This is a genomic window from Bacillus sp. JJ1773, assembly GCF_036962035.1.
GTDB lineage: Bacteria > Bacillota > Bacilli > Bacillales > Cytobacillaceae > Cytobacillus.
This window is the reverse complement of sequence record NZ_JBALNX010000129.1, coordinates 1-2,059: the sequence shown is the minus strand read 5'-3', so window position 1 is coordinate 2,059 and position 2,059 is coordinate 1. Positions and strand designations below refer to the sequence as shown.

At 33.5% G+C, this 2,059-nt stretch carries 3 protein-coding genes; 1 reads left to right on the top strand and 2 read right to left on the bottom strand.

Annotated features, from left to right (window positions below; all coding sequences use genetic code 11):
* Window positions 1-205: 205 nt before the first annotated feature.
* The gene (locus V7127_RS24890) at window positions 206-613 is read right to left on the bottom strand and encodes a DoxX family protein (RefSeq protein WP_335355605.1); all 408 of its coding nucleotides are present in this window, start codon (window positions 611-613) and stop codon (window positions 206-208) included.
* A gap of 63 nt (window positions 614-676) precedes the next feature.
* A complete protein-coding gene (locus tag V7127_RS24885; protein ID WP_335355606.1) occupies window positions 677-1,525 on the bottom strand; it encodes a VOC family protein in 849 nt (282 codons plus the stop codon).
* A 189-nt stretch (window positions 1,526-1,714) separates the two neighbouring features.
* On the opposite strand from V7127_RS24885, the gene V7127_RS24880 reads away from it, so the two are divergent.
* A complete protein-coding gene (locus tag V7127_RS24880; RefSeq protein ID WP_335348228.1) occupies window positions 1,715-2,023 on the top strand; it encodes a winged helix-turn-helix transcriptional regulator in 309 nt (102 codons plus the stop codon).
* Window positions 2,024-2,059: the final 36 nt, after the last annotated feature.

The following is a 2,059-nucleotide window of genomic DNA, read 5'->3' as shown; positions in this document are numbered from 1 at the left end:
ATTAGTTTACTAAAAAACAAGATTAGGAACATAATAACTGTCAAAATATTCTTTCTATTGGAAAAAGAAGTGTTTTCTTAGTTTGGCAGTATGAAAAAATAAAGGCTGCATCCCTTATAGAAGGTATGCAGCCTGCTGTCATTCAGTTAAGAATTGTAAATTCTCACTGAGATTAATCTATTTGTTTTTTAGCACTAATTTTTTATTAATTCGTATTTTCCTTTGAAGATCCGAAAAGCTTATTATCCAATGAAAACAATTGGCTTCCATTAATAACAAGTACAACTGCCATTGCTAATAATGCTAAATCTAATTCATACCCTCCTGGTGCGATAAAACCAACAGATAATTTTGCTGTAAAGATAGCGCCAAGCATCACTAAAGCAATTAATGCTGAGATAAGCTTGGTTCCAATTCCTAAAAGTAAGGCAATTCCTCCAACAAGCTCAATAACAGAAACAACATAACCTAAAAAGCCCATAATTCCAATACTTTCAAACCAGCCTGCTACATTACCAAGACCCATTTGAAATTTAGCTACACCATGAATTAAAAAAGTTACCCCTAAAACTATACGAAGAATTAACATACTCCAACCATTTTTTTGTTTCATTATTTATTCTCCTATTCCTATGATTTTTTTAATTTATTTAGATTAATAAATTTTAGCTAATAATTAAACTTTCAAGCAAATACGGTTTCCAGAAGGATCTAAGGTAATGAAACATCCATTTTCTTCAATGACGGAAGCCCCAATATTCCTCAGCTGATTGATAATATTATTTCTTTTTTCCTCATTTGAAAGCATTAAAGTAAATGATTCAAGTCCAACACTATTAGGAGAAGGTGTAGGTGCACCTACGCCATTCCAAGTATTTAAACCAATATGGTGATGGTATTTACCATCCGCAATGAATAGTGCTTGAGTGCCATATCGGTTTACAACTTCAAATCCGAGTCCTTTGATATAAAACTCTTCTGTCTTTTTTAATTCGGATACATGCAAATGAATGTGTCCCATAACGGTGCCAGCAGGTAGACCTTTCCATGATTGCTGTTTACCTCCAGCTAGAAGATCTACAAAATTTAATGGATCAACCGCCATTTCCACTTCACTGTTCCCCCAGTTCCATTCGGAAGGATCACGGTCTGTATAGATTTCAATTCCATTTCCATCTGGATCAGATAAGTAAAGGGCTTCACTCACAAGATGGTCTGAAGAACCAAACTGCAATCCTATTTCCATAAAGTGGTGCACAATTTTAGCTAAATCAGAGCGTCTAGGCAGAAGAAGTGCAAAGTGATATAATCCCGTAGTTCTTCCTTGTTTAGGAATTACGTCATTGGGTTGTTGAATTGATAATAATACTGTCTTTCCATCCGCACTCAAGTTAGCGGATCTTTCACTTTTTTCTAAAACTTTAAAGCCGATTACTTCTTGATAAAATGCTAACGACCGCTCTAAATTTTGTACCTTTAAGTTAACTTGACCTACGAATGTAATAGGTTCATGATGAAAATTCATTTTAGTTGCCTCCTTCGTTATTTATTTTGTTCTTAACGAACAAATTGTTTTTAACACACAATTCGTCTGTTAGTTACTTTATGTAAGTTAGTATATTATTATAATTAAAGAAAGTCAAGTAAGTTATTTATAAAATATAATTTAATTATTTATAAATATGTTTATAATATAAGTCAGGAGTTGATGTAATTGAAAAAGTCGATTTGTCCTAGATTTGAAACAGCTATGGGGTTATTGAGCCAAAGGTGGACTGGAATGATTATCTACCAGTTATTATTAGGTCCGCAGCGTTTTTGTACGATTGAATCTTCAGTGGGTGTAAGTGGCAGAGTGCTGTCAGAGAGGTTAAAGGAATTGGAGAACAGCGGAATAGTTAAACGAGAAGTTTATCCAGAAACCCCTGTTCGAATTGAATATTCGTTAACAGAAAAAGGTTTAGGCTTGGAACCACTTATGAGAAATATAGAAAAATGGTCACAAGAATGGTTAGACGCTTAATTGTAAACCCTATTGAACTTAAGAATTTATAAAAAA